Raw genomic sequence first — 12,934 nt, 5'->3', positions numbered from 1 at the left:
TCCGGGAGCACCCCTGAGCACATCCAGCCCGCCGTGCCGGGTGCCCCGGCGCGGCGGGACGTGCGAGGATGGAGGCCCCACATGAGCACGAGCGCCGCCCCCATCCTCGGCATTGACTTCGGGACCACCAACACCGCGGCGGCCTTCTTCGACAAGGCGAACAAGCTGCGCGTGGTGCCCATCGCGGACAAGAGCCTCACCCTGCCCTCCATCGCGTGGTTCCACGCGGGCGACAAGGCCATCGTCGGCCCCGCGGCGCGGCGGCAGATCATCGACGACCCGCGCCACACCATCTTCGGCGCCAAGCGCTTCCTGGGCCGCCGCTTCCAGTCCGAGTACGTGGCCCGCCACCGCAACCGCTTCGCCTTCGAGCTGGTGGAGGGCCCGGACGGCTACACCGCAGTGGAGGTGTACGGGAAGGTGACGCCGCTCATCGACGTGGCGCACTTCATCCTCAAGCACCTCAACACGCTGGCCACGCACGCGGCCGGGACCCCGTTCAAGGAGTGCGTGCTCACCGTGCCCGCGCACGCCACCATCCGCCAGCGGGAGGCCATCCGCCGCGCCGCGGAGAAGGCGGGCCTGCGCGTGCGCGCCATCGTCAACGAGCCCACCGCCGCGGCGCTCTACTACGCCAACCTGCGCAACCCCGAGCAGACGGTGATGGTGTTCGACCTGGGCGGCGGCACCTTCGACGTCACCCTCATGTCCGTGCAGAACCGCGTGGTGAAGGTGCTGGCCACCGGCGGCGACGCGTTCCTGGGCGGCGCCAACTTCGATGAAGCCATCGTGGAATCGCTGGTGGACGACTTCCAGAAGCAGCACGGCATCGACCTGCGCGGCAACAAGGTCGTGATGCAGCGCCTGGTGTTCGCCGCCGAGTCCGCGAAGATGGCGCTCTCCAGCGGCGCGTCCGTCCCCATCCGCATCCCCTGCATCACGCAGAAGGACGGCGCCTTCGTGGACTTCAACGTCACGCTCACCCGCGAGCGGATGGAGGCCATGGTGTTCCAGCTCATCGAGCGCATTGCCGCCGCGTGCGACGACGTGCTGGAGAAGGCGGGCCTGAAGCCGGACGCCATCGACGAGCTGGTGATGGTGGGCGGCCAGACGCGCATGCCCGCCATCCGCAAGCGCCTGGCCCACTTCAAGAAGCTGTCGTCGGACAAGGAAGTGCACCCGGAGTTGGGCGTGGCCGTGGGCGCGGCCATCCTGGGGCGCAACCTGGCGCGCGGCATCAGCGGCCTGTCGGACGTGGTGCCCATGCCCATTGGCGCCATGGTGCCCGGCGGCGGCCAGCACGAGGTGCTCCCCGCCAACACGCCCGTGCCCGGCACTCGCTCCGTGGACCTGGAGCTGCCGCCCTGGCCCGGCCCCGTGCCGGTGGCCCTCTTCGAGGCGTTGGACCGGACCACCGTGGAGCGCGAGCTCCTGGGCACCGTGCGCATCGAACCGGACTGGCGCGTGGCCCACCCGGGCCCCACGACGCTGGAGCTGCGCATGGGGCCGGACTTCTCGCTCACCGCGAGTCTCGTCGCGAAGGATGGACAGCGGCAGCCGCTCACCATCAGCGACCCGAACGCGCCCCAACGGGCCTAGAAGGCGTCAGGCCTTGGCCCGGACACCACGGTGCCCTTGAGCTGCTCCAGGAGCTGGCGGCTTTCGTCCAGCGCCTTCTGGCAGTGGTCGACGAGCGGCTCCATTCCGTCCAGCACCCGGGCGTCCGCGCGCTGCTCGATGTCCCAGCACAGCGACTCCAGCATGGCCGCGCCGAAGTAGGCCGCGTTGGACTTGAGCGTGTGCGCGGCGCGCGCCAGGTTCTCCAGCTCGCCACGCGCGAGCGCCCCCCGCGCGTCCTCCATCAGCCGGGGCATGCTCTCCAACGCGGTGTCCACGAGCTCAGGGAGCATCCGCTCCACCTGCCCGTCCAGGGACTGCCACAGCCGCTCCAACGCGCCCGACTCCAGGCCCCGGATGCGCGGGGCCCCCATGCGCGGGCCCGCTGGTGCACGGGTGGAGGGGGCGGCCCCGGGCTCGCGCTGCAGGCGCTCCCAGGCGCGGCGCAGCGCGGAGATGAGCTCCTCCACACGGATGGGCTTGCTGAGGAAGTCGTCCATGCCCGCGTCCAGGCACTCGCGGCGGTCCGACGTCATCGCGTTGGCCGTCATGGCGATGATCCACGGCTGGTCACCGCGGGGCATGTCCCTGCGCAGCTGGCGCGTCGTCGCCAGGCCGTCCAGCTCCGGCATCTGCACGTCCATCAGCACGACGTCGTAGCGCTTGCGCGCCAGGAGGGTCAGCCCCTCGCGGCCGTTGTTCGCGGTGTCCGCCGGGTAGCCCAACCGGTCCAGCACCAGCAACGCCAGCTTCTGGTTGGTGGGGTTGTCCTCCACCAGCAGGATGCGCAGCGGCATCTGCTCGCCAGGGCGCGAGTTGAACACGGAGCGCTCGCGCGTGGCGGGCGCGGGCGTGACGGGCATGGGCCGGGCGGAGATGAGGTCCTGGGCCAGGCACGTCATCAGCGCGTCATGCAGCTGCGACGCCTTCACCGGCCGGGGCAGCACCGCCGTGAAGAGGCCGGGCGGCTGCGCGTCGCGCTGATCAAACGAGGTGAGCAGCAGCAGGGGCAGCTCGCGCGCGTCGCGTTGCTGGCGGATGTGCGCCGCCAGCGTGGGCCCGTCCATCAGCGGCATGCGGTGGTCCAGGATGGCCAGGTCGAAGCGGGCCCCGGACTCCAGCTTGGCCAGCGCCTCCGCGCCGGAGCCCACCTCCACGATGGCCATTCCCCACGCGGCCAGCTGGCGGCCCAGCAGCTTGCGGTTGATGGCGTTGTCGTCCACCACCAGCACGCGCCGGCCGTGCAGCTTCAGCGCGTCCGGACGCAGGGCCTCCGCGCCGCGCGGGGCCTCGCGCGCCTGGAAGGTGAAGTGGAACGTGGCGCCCTTGCCCGGCACGCCCTCGCTCTCCATCCACAGCCGCCCGCCCATCGCCTCCACCAGCCGCTTGCTGATGGCCAGCCCCAGCCCCGTGCCGCCGTAGCGGCGCGACACGGATTCATCCAGCTGGTTGAAGGGCTGGAAGAGGCCCGCGCGCGCGGCCTCGGTGATGCCCAGGCCGGTGTCCTGCACCGAGAAGTGCAATTCGAAGAGGCCGCCCGGCGCGAGCGGCTGGCGCGGCGTGTCCACGGAGATGGACACCCCGCCGCGCTCGGTGAACTTCACCGCGTTACCCACCAGGTTGAGCAGCACCTGCCGCAGGCGCGCGCCGTCCCCCACCACGCTGACCGGCGTCTCGTCCGTGACGTGGTAGCCCAGGTCCAGGGACTTCTCGCTCGCGCGCATGGCGAGCAGATCCAGCACGGACTCCACGCACTGCCGCAGGTTGAAGGGCTGCTGCTCCAGTTCGACCCGGCCGGCTTCGATCTTGGAGAAGTCCAGCATGTCGTTGAGCAGCCCCAACAGCGCGTCCCCGCTCTGGCGGATGGTGGACGCGAAGTCGCGCTGCTCGGGCGTGAGCGCCGTGTCCATCAACAGCCCCGCCATGCCGATGATGGCGTTCATCGGCGTGCGGATTTCGTGGCTCACGGTGGCCAGGAACAGGCTCTTGGCCTGGTTGGCGTCCTCGGCGGACTGGCGCGCCCGCTGGAGGTCGGTGACGTCGTGGTAGATGGCGATGAAGCCCATGGACTGGCCCGCCACCGTCACCGGCATGGCGCGCAGCTCCACGTCCACCACCGTGCCGTCCTTGCGCACGCGCTTGGTGACGACGTGCACGCGGTCCTTGCTCAGCACCTCGCGCGACGTCTCCTCGGCCTGCGGACGGATGTCGTCCACGTTGGCCACGAGCTTGAGGATGTTGCGGCCCAGCGCCTCCTGCGGCGCGTACCCGAAGAGCCGCTCCGCGGCGGGGTTCCAGGACAGCACCTCGAAGGCGCGGCTGATGGTGACGATGGCCACCGGGCTGTGGCGCACCACCGCCTCGAAGAACTCCTTCTGCTGCCGGAGGATGGACTCGGCCGCCAGGGCCGCGTCCAGGCCCCTCAGCAGCAGCAGCCAGCCGCCGTCCTGCGGCACCGCCTGCACCCGCACGGAGCGCACCGGGCCCACCGGAAGCTCTGTTTCCAGGGCAGCGTCGCCCGGAGAAGAGACCTGGGGGGGCGTCCAGCCCGGCAGCACGCCCTCCACGGACCGCCCCACCCACAGGTCGCGAGGGCCCAGCAGCGCCTCCGCGGCGCGGTTCACGGCCACGACCCGCAGGGTCGGGTCCAGGACGAGCACGCCGTCACGCGTGTGCTCGAACAAGGCCGGATACGCGCTGGGTGGCAGTTCGGGCAAACTTCCCCCTCCGTTCAAGAACTGTAGGTCAGTCGAGGCGCCAGTTCCATGTCATCCACGGAAAACCGTGGAGGTGGGCAGGCGCAGGCCTTTTCCCGGTGCTCCCGGGACGGCGATTCAGGGGGTTGGAAGGCCTGCCTGGCCATGCAGGGGGGCGGGATGTTTCGTTCTGTTTCCATGCGGCGGCGTGAGGTCACCCAGGGTGCTGGCGAGGACGCCCCGGGCGATGCGTGAGCGGGCCCATTGGCCAGGGGTCCAGGGGATCCATGCCATGGAGGAGGCCAGGGAGGACATTCCTGATGCAGGGTCCTCCAACGTCACACTTCGCGTGCGCACCTCATGCGCTGCGAGCGTGGGGCAGCCGGCGTCCGCCAGGTCGCGGTCGAGCGCGGCGGTGGCCTCATCCAGGGAGGGGGCCGCGAAGGACTCCAGCAGCCGCGCGTGGAAGGCGGTCTCCGTCAGGGCGATGCACCGGTTCGCCTCCGTCGCGCAGCCGCGGGCCTTCCGGGCCACGTCCGGCGGCGCGGCGAGTCCCGCGAACTGGGGAGCCGCTTGGAGCAGGGCGTTCATCCGGGCCGTCTGCTCGGCGGGCATGGGCGTCCAGTCCTCCGGGGGCGAAGGCATGGCGTCGTGCGCGAGCCGCTCGATGTCGAGCAGGTTGACGGCGAGCGAGCCGCCCACGAGCGAGTCCGTGCGCAGGCTCAGCCACGCCAGGTGGCGCACCTGCTGCGCGGCCTCCACCGGGTGGCCGGTCCTCAGGCCGTGGAGCATGCGGAACTTCGCCCAGCGCTGGAGGAGGAAGAGGTCGGGGACCTCACCGGCGGCCCAGTTGAAGCGGCCCTCGGCGCTCAGGGGGCTGCCGTTGAACAGGTCCCACCGGTCATAGGCCAGCAGCCGGACCATCCAGTCGAAGTCCAGGCGGGACACGTCGACCTTCGCGGTGAGCCACCGGCCCTGCTTCAGGTCCAGGGCCTCTTCGCGAAGCGACTCGGGAAGGACGAGTGGCGAACCTTCCGGCGGGGGCCGCTTCAGGTCGCGCGACCAGGGCAGCCAGGCGTTGAGCAACAGCCCCGCGTCCCCTTCCGTCCGGCCTTCGTGGAACCAGGGGTCGGCGCCCAGCATGGCCTCTTCGGCGCAGTAGGCGTCCACGTTCGCGGCCAGCGCTTCGCGGTGCAGACGCAGCGGGGTTTCGAACCTCCCCTGGAACCACGCCTCCGCTGCCAGCAGGCCGGCACCGGCCAGTACGGCGAGCCCCGTCAGGGAAGCCACGGCGATGCGCCGGCGCCTGCCTGGCGCGACCCTGTCGGAGGACGTCATGGCGCGAATCCTAGAGGGCTTTTTCCGGAGCACCCAGGAAGTGTCCCGGGCCGCCGCGCCACTGTTTCAGGGCAGACGGCCAGCCAGCCCCCTGCCTCACTGGCCGTGACTGGAACCACCAGCCCGGAATCAACGGTGGGCCCTGGGCAGTGCGGTGTTCGGGCGACCTAGCTTTCCTTTGACCACGCGGAAGAGAGAGCCGTGCCCGACGCGACGACCCCGCCCTTGATCCTCCTCATCGACGACGAGCCGGAGCTGGAAGTGATGGCCCGGTACCTCGAATTCGAAGGCTATTCCGTGCTGACGGCGACCAATGGTGAGGAGGGATTACTGGCGCTGGCGTCCTGCCGAAAGCCCTGCATCGTCCTGCTGGATTTGATGATGCCGGTGATGGACGGACACGGCTTCCTCCGCCGGATGAACGACGACGCGACGCTGTGTGGGCTGCCCGTCTTCGTGCTGACCGCCAGCTTCCAGACGGAGCACATGGCCGGCGTCGTCGGGACCTTGCAGAAGCCCCTGCACATGGAGCTGTTCAAGGAGGCGGTGGCGCCCTACTGGGCGCCCACGGGAAAATAGAAGGCGCGGCTCAGGCCGCGATGCGGGCCACGCACTCCGGGCTGTCGTTGGCGGGGGAATTTACCCCGCGCGCCACTTCGTAGACGTCCAGCGGCGCTTCCGTCGCGGGGACGAGCAGCGGCAGCAGGACGGAAGCCTCCTGAGGCTCCGGGCGCAGCCACACGGCCTGACCTTCCGGCGACAGGATGACGGGCATCCGGTCGTGGATGGGCGCCATCAGCGCGTTGGGGCTCGTGGTGATGATGGTGCAGGTGCGCAGCACCTCGCCCGTGTCCGGCGCCGTCCACTCCTCCCACAGGCCCGCCAGCGCGAGCGGCTTCCCGTCGCGGTGGTGGAAGAAGTACGGCGTCTTGGGCTTCGTGGATTGCTTCCACTCGTACCAGCCGTCCACCACCACCAGGCACCGCCTGCGCTTCAACGCCGAGCGGAAGCTGGGCTTCTCCGCCACCGTCTCACCGCGCGCGTTGATGAGCTTGTTGCCGATGGACGCGTCCTTCGCCCAGGACGGGATGAGCCCCCAGCGGAACACGTCCAGCAGCCGGGCGCCGTCGTTGGGCACCACGGGCAACAGCTGCGTGGGACAGAGGTTGAAACGCTCGCGCTCCAGCGTCGCGCGCGCGCCCGCGAGCTCCAGCTCGGCGACGAGCTGCGCGGGGGAGGTCCGGACGGTGACTCGGCCACACATGGGGGTGAAGCGTAGCGCCCGGCGGCCGGCGCCGCACGTTCCGGACGCCCGAGGGCCTACGTGGGCAGCTGGATGCCAGACAGGCGCTGGTACAGCTCCACCGCGCGGCTGTCCGACAGGCCGGTGATGTAGTCCGTCACGCACAAGAGCCGCTGGTACGGCGTGAGCCGCTGGATGGCCTCGTCCCTGCGGAGCGGCTTCTGCGCCGCTTCATCCTCCGCCGCGAACTCCGGGCGCTGGAAGCACTCCATGGGCAAGAGCTGCCGCAGCTTCTTCTCCTCCGCGTTGGGGGACTCCGCCACCACCGACAGGGCGAACATGTCCAGCAGGCCGCCCAGCGTCTTGAAGCCCGCGCTCTCAATCTGGAGCACGCGCTCGCTCCAGTAGCCATGCTCGCGGGTGAAGTCGGTGATCTCCTCCAGCTGCGCGCGCACGTCGGGCTTGAGCGCGGTGAGCGACGTCTCCGTCCGCCCCGCCTCCAGGTCCTGCGCGTGCTCCACGAAGGCGTCCACGCACTTGGGGATGAGCTTCCCGATGGCCCGGGCCCGCGCCTGCGCCATCCGCGTCTCCAGGTGCCGGGGCGGTTTGCGGACCGTGGGCTCCGGCAGCACCGACTCCAGCAGCTGGCACGCGCGCTCCATGGACACGAGCCCCAGCTTCGCGGAGTCCTCCAGGTCGATGACCGCGTAGCAGATGTCGTCCGCCGCCTCGACGAGGAAGGCCAGCGGGTGGCGGCTGAACACGCCGGGCTCGCGCTCGCGCAGGCCCGTGGCGCGGTACGCCTCCAGCGCCAGGTCGACGTCGTCCTGGAAGTAACCGAACTTCTTCTCCGACACGACGCCCTTCGTCTTCTGCCGCGAGCCGGGCAGCACCGACGGACGCGGGTACTTGCTCATGGCCCCCAGCGTCGCGGCGGTGTAGCGAAGCCCGCCCCGGCGCTCGCGCGACTGGAGCCGGTTGAGGATGCGGAAGCCCTGCGCGTTGCCCTCGAAGTCGCACAGGTCCCGCCACTCGGCCTCCGTCGCGAACGGGCTCTTCGTCCCCGCCCCTGGCGGCGCGAGCCGCTGGCCCACCCAGTGCTGGATGGCCGCCTCTCCGGAGTGGCCGAACGGCGGGTTGCCGATGTCGTGCGCCAGGCACGCCGCCGCCACGATGGTGCCCAGGTGCGATGGATCCAACTCCACGCCCTGCAGCTTCAACCGCAGCCCGGCCTGATGGCCCAGCGAGCGGCCCACGCAGGACGCCTCGATGCTGTGCGTGAGGCGCGTGCGCGTGTAGTCGCTCGTCGACAGCGGGAACACCTGCGTCTTGTCGTGCAGGCAGCGGAACTCGCTGGAGAAGACGATGCGGTCGTAGTCCCGCGAGTAGTCGTTGCGCTCGTCGAGCTGCCGGTGCGCATCCTCCGCCTGCGAGGAGCGAGGTCCCGACCCGACGCGGGTGTCCGACAGGAGCCGCCGCCAGCGCTCCGTCCGTTCCTGATTGTCACTGCTGCTCACGAGGAAGAGACCTCCCGGTGCGAGGAGAGCCCCGCCATCGTGCTCCCCCGCACCGGGGGCGCAAGTTCCCGCGCCATCCGGAACCCCACGCGCCCCCGCCCCGGGTCCCATCAGGGTTGGCGGGCCCCTCCGCGCTTCCCACTCTCTCTCCTCTCACGACAGACAGGGGAGACAGCGCCATGGGGTGCCGCGAGGGTTGGAGGGGGGGTGTCGCCTTCTGACGAAAGCGCGACGCCTGGGGGACCGGGCCCCAACTCCCGGTCCCCCACGCGCCCTACTGGAACACCCGCCAGCGGGACGGCCTGGGGGGTTCCGTGGGCAGCGCGACAGGCACCTCCCAGGTGATGTGGTACTCGGTGTCCAGCAGGCCCAGCTTGCGCCCATGCACCCGCGGGTTCCGCGCCCCCACCATGGTGAGCACCTCGCGCAGCACCCCCTCGTGATACGCCGGCGGCATGAAGTCGCGCCGCATGACGAACAGCGCGTCCCCCTCTCCCTTCCAGTCGACGGTGCGCTCCCCGTAGCTCACCGCCATCTGGTAGCCGGACGGCAGGTTCGTGACGAGCTTGCGCGGGTCGCCCGCGGCGAGGAGCAGGAACGTGCGCCCCACCGCGGACTCCAGGAAGCTTCGCGTGGCCTGCATCCCCATCTGCCGCAGCGCTTCGTCGAACCCGCCCCACCGGGGTGACAACTGCCGCGCCGCCACCTGCGCCAGCTTGAGGAAGCTGGCCACCGGGTAGTTGAAGAAGCCCACGAAGCGGCGCTCGTCGGTGACGGCCCGGCAGGCGGCCACCGCCTCCTCACCCACGTCGGTGCGCACCGTCTCCAGCACCCCCAGGAAGAACATCCCCCGGGCGGTGTCCAGCTCCGTCGCCGCCATGCGCCGCACCGCCCAGTCCGCCTCCACCGCCCCCGCCTCCGGGTACGGCTTCGCCTGTGCCTGCATGCCTGCCTCCGTTATCGCGTGAGCCCACGCCCCACGTGCGAATCGCCTACGTGCCACTGCTCTCTTCAGGGATGCGCCGCGGCAGCCGGCGCGCACGCCTCAGGGAAGAGACGCTTCAGGGAGGAGGACGGTGAAGCGCGAGCCATGGCCGAAGTCGCTCTCCGCCTGGATGCGCGCGCCATGTCCCTGCACCAGCCGCTTCACGATGGCGAGCCCCAGCCCGGTGCCGCGCAGCTTGGTGGTGAACATGGGCTCGAAGATGCGCTCCAGGAGCGACGCGGGGATGCCCGGCCCGTCGTCCGTCACGCGCAGGCTCCAGCCGCCATCCCCCAACGCATCGGCGTGCACGCAGACCGTCCCGGAGCGCTCCGCCGGAATGGACTCCACCGCGTTCTGGATGAGGTTGACCAGCACCTGGCGGAACTGTTCGCGGTCCAGGCACGGCACCGGCAGCCCATCCGGGACCTGGATGTGCACGCGCACGCCCTCGCGGCGCGGCACCACGCTGATGGCCTCTTCCACCAATGGCTTGAGCGGACAGGGCGTGCGGCGCGGAGGCCGGCCCTTCGCGTAGTCCAGCAGGTCGGAGATGATGACCGAGCACGCCTGCAGCTCCCGGTCGATGATGTCCAGGAAGCGCGCGATGCGCGGATCCGTGGGGGAGGTCTCCACCCTGCGCAGCCGGCGCTGGACGAACGCATGCGCGGTGCGCGCGGCCGCCAGCGGGTTGCGCAGCTCGTGGCTGACGCTGGCGGTGAGCTGCCCCAGCGACGCCAGCCGCTCCATCTGCTCCACGTGGCCGCGGACGGCGTGCACCTCGCGCACGGCGGCGTCCAGCTGCCCCACGCGCAGCGCCAGCTCCTCCTCGATGGTGGCCTCCGCCAGGGCCTGACGCCCAGCCCGCTCTCCCAGCTCGCGCAGCGCGTCCCGGCAGGCGACAACCAGCACCACGTCGATGGCGGCCACCCAGAACGCATGCTCCAGGAAGCGCCACCACTCCGGGTGCAGCTGTCCGTAGACGGACTCCGGCCACAGCGCGCCCCGCATGCAGTGGTCCGCGACGATGGCCAGGCTGGCGGTGAGCAGCACCTTCGGGTCGCGGTAGAACGACAACACCGCCAGCGAGCCGAAGATGTGGAAGTGCGTCTCGATGCGGCCCCCCGTCAGGTGGATGAGCAGCGCGGACCAGAGCATCTGACTGATGGCCACCACGTGGCGCGTCGCCGTCTCCCCCGCGTGCAGCCGCGTGAGCATCACCGGGAACACGCTCAGCGCCGCGCCCAGCAGCACCGCCGTCTGCACGTGCAGGTGCAGCGCGCGCACCTTGCCCTCCCACCCATAGGGAGACACGAACACCGCCACCAGCACCGCCGCCGCCCACTGCCCCAACATCAGCCAGGTGAACAGGCCATCCACCCGCTTGCGCGACTCACGCAACTGCAACGCCAGCAGCGCCGCGGCCCGGTCCTCCAGGCCTGGAGAAACATTCACCGGAACATGAATGGAAAAGGCTGACATGGACGAAGTCATCTCTTCACCCGGCCGGACTGGTGGCGAAAACTGATAATCATGTAAAATATGAACTACACGGAACTCTCCAGGCCAGCCATGCTGCCCGAGGGCACGTGAAGTGCTGGTGCCTGAACACTGTCGGCTCCAATACCGACGAAGAGGGACAGCGCCGGGGTGGCGCCAGCCCGTGCATTCGCAGCCAACAATGACAAGCGGGGCATTCCCGCGTCCACCGGACACGCCGAAATCAGGACCGGAGTACAAGGCCCGCGCTCACGTCTGACCAATGGTGCCCGCCCCCAGGTCCCAAGGGGGCACAGGGGGCATCCGCGTACACGCCCCGCGGGCGGTGTCAGGAGATGGCGGCGTGTGCGCGCGAGGGTGTTTCGAGCGTGGCGTCCGTGTCGCCCCGGGGCAGCTCCCGGGCGGCGGGGATGAAGGTCATGGCGCGCTCGGCGAGCGCGGCGATGGTGAGTGAGGGATTCACGCCTGGGTTGGCGGAGATGGCCGCGCCATCCACCACGTACAGCCCTTCATAGCCATACAAGCGATGGCGTGCGTCGATGGCGCCTGTCGTTGGCGAGTCCCCCATGCACGCGCCGCCCAGGATGTGCGCGGTGGTCGGGATGCCCATGAGCGTTTCGCTGACCATGGTCATGGGGTAGCCATCCAGCTTGTCGGACACGCGCTTCGCCAGGTCGAAGGCCTCCGGCATGTTCGCGGTGGGCGCGGGGCCTTCCTGCAGGCCGGTGGTGAGGCCGGAGCGGAAGCCGGTGGTGAGCGCGCGGCCGCGGCGCATGCGCAGGTGGCCCTCCATGGTGCGCATGTACAGGAGGATCATCGTGCGGCGCGCGAAGTCCGGGACGAAGAAGGCCTGGAGGAAGCGCACGGGCCGGCGCGCGAGCAGCCCCACCAGGCGGGCCATGCGCGACCACGCGGTGGCGCCGGGGACGTGGGGGGCCATCAGCAGGCGGAAGAAGCCGGAGCCCTCCGGGTAACGCACGGGCTCCAGGTGCGAGTGCTCGTCGGTGTGGAGGATGGACCCGATGGCGATGCCCCGGGACAGGTCGCGGTCCTTCTGCTTCTTGCCGCTGATGACGCCGATGAGCGCCTCGGAGTTGGTGCGCACGCCGTCGCCCACGCGCTCGGAGAGCCTGGGCAGACCGTCTGGCGCGTCCTTGAGCTTGAGCAGCAGGTCCATGGTGCCCAGCACGCCACCCGCGAAGATGACGTGCTTCGCGGTGAAGCGGCGCGTCTTCTTGAAGAAGCCGGTGCCCTGCTTCGCCGTCACCTCGTAACCGTCGCCGCCGGGCAGGGGGCGCACCCACGTCACCTCCGTGTCCGCGTGGAGGGTGAGGCCCTTCTTCTCCGCGAAGTAGAGGTAGTTCTTGTCGAGCGTGTTCTTGGCGTTGTTGCGGCAGCCCAGCATGCAGCCGCCGCACGCGTTGCAGCCGGTGCGGTCCGGGCCCTCGCCGCCGAAGTAGGGGTCCTTCACGGTGACGCCGGGCTCGCCGAAGTAGACGGCCACGGTGGTGGACTGGAAGTCGGGGCGGCCCAGGTCCTCGCCCACTTCACGCAGGACCTGGTCGGGGAACGTGTTGAGCGGGTTGACGGTGGCGCCCAGCAGGCGGCGCGCGGTCGCGTAGTGCGGCGCGAGCTCCTCCTTCCACGGCGCCAGGTGGCCCCAGGAGGCGGCGTCGAAGAAGTCGTCCCGCGGGATGGGCAACGTGTTGGCGTAGACGAGCGAGCCGCCGCCCACGCCGACGCCGGACAGCACGGTGACGTGGCGGAAGAAGGTCATCTTGAAGAGGCCGCGCCACCCGAGCCGCGGCATCCACAGCCAGCGCTTCAGGTTCCAGTTGGACTTGGGGAAGTCCTGGCCCTGGAGGCGCCGGCCCTTCTCCAGCATCACCACGCGATAGCCCTTCTCGACGAGCCGCAACGCGCTGACGCTGCCGCCAAACCCCGAGCCGATGATGAGCCAGTCGCAGTCCATGACGTCCTCTCCGTCTCCCGGGGCGTGTGAGCTTCCCGCCTCCAGGAGGTCCGCACTCTATGCCACGAG

9 protein-coding genes are annotated in these 12,934 nt (G+C 70.4%); 2 read left to right on the top strand and 7 right to left on the bottom strand.

Going from position 1 to position 12,934, the window contains the following annotated elements; all coding sequences use genetic code 11:
• The first annotated feature begins 81 nt into the window (after positions 1-81).
• Complete coding sequence (locus tag GTZ93_RS18985) at positions 82-1,599, top strand: Hsp70 family protein (protein ID WP_139919057.1); 1,518 nt, start codon at positions 82-84, stop codon at positions 1,597-1,599.
• On the opposite strand, the gene GTZ93_RS18980 is transcribed toward GTZ93_RS18985, so the two are convergent.
• Positions 1,596-4,334 carry a response regulator gene (locus tag GTZ93_RS18980; protein ID WP_139919058.1) on the bottom strand — a complete coding sequence of 913 codons (2,739 nt, stop codon included), beginning with the start codon at positions 4,332-4,334 and terminating at the stop codon, positions 1,596-1,598. The genes GTZ93_RS18985 and GTZ93_RS18980 overlap by 4 nt on opposite strands.
• A 117-nt stretch (positions 4,335-4,451) precedes the next feature.
• Entirely contained in the window at positions 4,452-5,651 is a 1,200-nt protein-coding gene (locus GTZ93_RS18975; protein ID WP_139919059.1) for a hypothetical protein, read from the bottom strand.
• Between the two features lie 201 nt (positions 5,652-5,852).
• Between GTZ93_RS18975 and GTZ93_RS18970 the strand changes: the two genes are divergently transcribed.
• Complete coding sequence (locus GTZ93_RS18970) at positions 5,853-6,230, top strand: response regulator (protein WP_257979220.1); 378 nt, start codon at positions 5,853-5,855, stop codon at positions 6,228-6,230.
• A 10-nt stretch (positions 6,231-6,240) separates the two neighbouring features.
• Here the strand turns inward: GTZ93_RS18970 and GTZ93_RS18965 are convergent, their stop codons facing one another.
• The 5 genes from GTZ93_RS18965 to GTZ93_RS18945 all read right to left on the bottom strand — a co-directional run bounded on the left by GTZ93_RS18965 (position 6,241) and on the right by GTZ93_RS18945 (position 12,865).
• Entirely contained in the window at positions 6,241-6,915 is a 675-nt protein-coding gene (locus GTZ93_RS18965; protein ID WP_120578849.1) for an SOS response-associated peptidase, read from the bottom strand.
• A 56-nt stretch (positions 6,916-6,971) separates the two neighbouring features.
• Positions 6,972-8,411 carry a dGTP triphosphohydrolase gene (gene dgt / locus GTZ93_RS18960; protein WP_139919060.1) on the bottom strand — a complete coding sequence of 480 codons (1,440 nt, stop codon included), beginning with the start codon at positions 8,409-8,411 and terminating at the stop codon, positions 6,972-6,974.
• A 274-nt stretch (positions 8,412-8,685) separates the two neighbouring features.
• Entirely contained in the window at positions 8,686-9,357 is a 672-nt protein-coding gene (locus GTZ93_RS18955; protein ID WP_139919061.1) for a DUF2378 family protein, read from the bottom strand.
• 99 nt (positions 9,358-9,456) lie between these two features.
• Entirely contained in the window at positions 9,457-10,875 is a 1,419-nt protein-coding gene (locus GTZ93_RS18950) for a sensor histidine kinase (RefSeq protein WP_257979221.1), read from the bottom strand.
• A 346-nt stretch (positions 10,876-11,221) separates the two neighbouring features.
• Positions 11,222-12,865 (bottom strand): GMC family oxidoreductase, encoded by a 1,644-nt coding sequence (locus tag GTZ93_RS18945; RefSeq protein ID WP_139919062.1) that lies wholly within the window; start codon positions 12,863-12,865, stop codon positions 11,222-11,224.
• Positions 12,866-12,934: the final 69 nt, after the last annotated feature.

The organism is Corallococcus exiguus (assembly GCF_009909105.1).
GTDB classification, from domain to species: domain Bacteria; phylum Myxococcota; class Myxococcia; order Myxococcales; family Myxococcaceae; genus Corallococcus; species Corallococcus exiguus.
Note: the sequence above shows the minus strand (reverse complement) of the source record. Positions and strands in the feature narration are given on the sequence as shown.

Excerpts from the sequence above, each read along its gene's own strand:
- GTZ93_RS18985 (WP_139919057.1), top strand. The coding sequence starts at position 82 with ATGAGCACGAGCGCCGCCCCCATCCTCGGCATTGACTTCGGGACCACC.
- GTZ93_RS18975 (WP_139919059.1), bottom strand. The coding sequence starts at position 5,651 with ATGACGTCCTCCGACAGGGTCGCGCCAGGCAGGCGCCGGCGCATCGCC.
- GTZ93_RS18965 (WP_120578849.1), bottom strand. The coding sequence starts at position 6,915 with ATGTGTGGCCGAGTCACCGTCCGGACCTCCCCCGCGCAGCTCGTCGCC.
- GTZ93_RS18955 (WP_139919061.1), bottom strand. The coding sequence starts at position 9,357 with ATGCAGGCACAGGCGAAGCCGTACCCGGAGGCGGGGGCGGTGGAGGCG.
- GTZ93_RS18950 (WP_257979221.1), bottom strand. The coding sequence starts at position 10,875 with ATGTCAGCCTTTTCCATTCATGTTCCGGTGAATGTTTCTCCAGGCCTG.
- GTZ93_RS18945 (WP_139919062.1), bottom strand. The coding sequence starts at position 12,865 with ATGGACTGCGACTGGCTCATCATCGGCTCGGGGTTTGGCGGCAGCGTC.